1 protein-coding gene is annotated in these 712 nt (G+C 65.2%); it reads right to left on the bottom strand.

What is annotated here, in order from left to right:
- The coding region (locus AWB82_RS36715) for a hemagglutinin repeat-containing protein (RefSeq protein ID WP_200818298.1) at positions 1–712 on the bottom strand (712 nt) is incomplete at both ends.

Raw genomic sequence — 712 nt, 5'->3', positions numbered from 1 at the left:
GCAATCACGCCGCCCTTGAGGTCCGTGTTGCCCTTCACGTTGATGTCGAACCCGCCCGCGCCCGCCTTGATCCCGGACTGCTCGGTCACACTCGCATAGTCCGAATTCATCTGCTGCTGGCTCACGCTCGCCGACACGCTCGGCTTGCCCACACCCGACACCGGGATGCTCACGCCAGCACCCGCGCTTTGCTGCTTCGAATCGTAGTGCTCAGTGTCCTGCAAACTCTCGATGTTCAAATTCCCGCCAACATCGGCCAGCACCGTCTTGCCCGAGACCACCGCGCCACGCAGGGTCGTGTCGCCGCCTGAATGGATCGCAAGCGTCTCGCCTGCTGCGACGTGCGTGTTCGTGTTGACGCTCGAATCGCCATCCATGTGGCCACGGTTGCCCGACACGCTGCCCGTGAGCGCCACGCCCGTTTGCGAACCCACGCCAAACGACGCGCCCGCGCCCCAGCTCGATCCGCTATTGGTCCCGTGCTGGCTGCTCGTGCTTTGCGCCGCCTGCATCGTCACGTCGCCGTCGGCCGACAGCACCGCGTTACGCCCTGCGGAGATCGTGCTGCCCGTGATCGTGATGTCGCTATTCGTACCCGCGCCCGTCGCAGTGATGTTTACATCGCGACCGGCCGCAATCGTGCTGCCCTGCGCCGTGCTCGCACTCGACTGCGACTGGCTCTGACTCTTGCTCGACCCCGCCGACACGTTGA

The organism is Caballeronia glebae (assembly GCF_001545035.1).
Lineage (GTDB): Bacteria > Pseudomonadota > Gammaproteobacteria > Burkholderiales > Burkholderiaceae > Caballeronia > Caballeronia glebae.
Note: the sequence above shows the minus strand (reverse complement) of the source record. Positions and strands in the feature narration are given on the sequence as shown.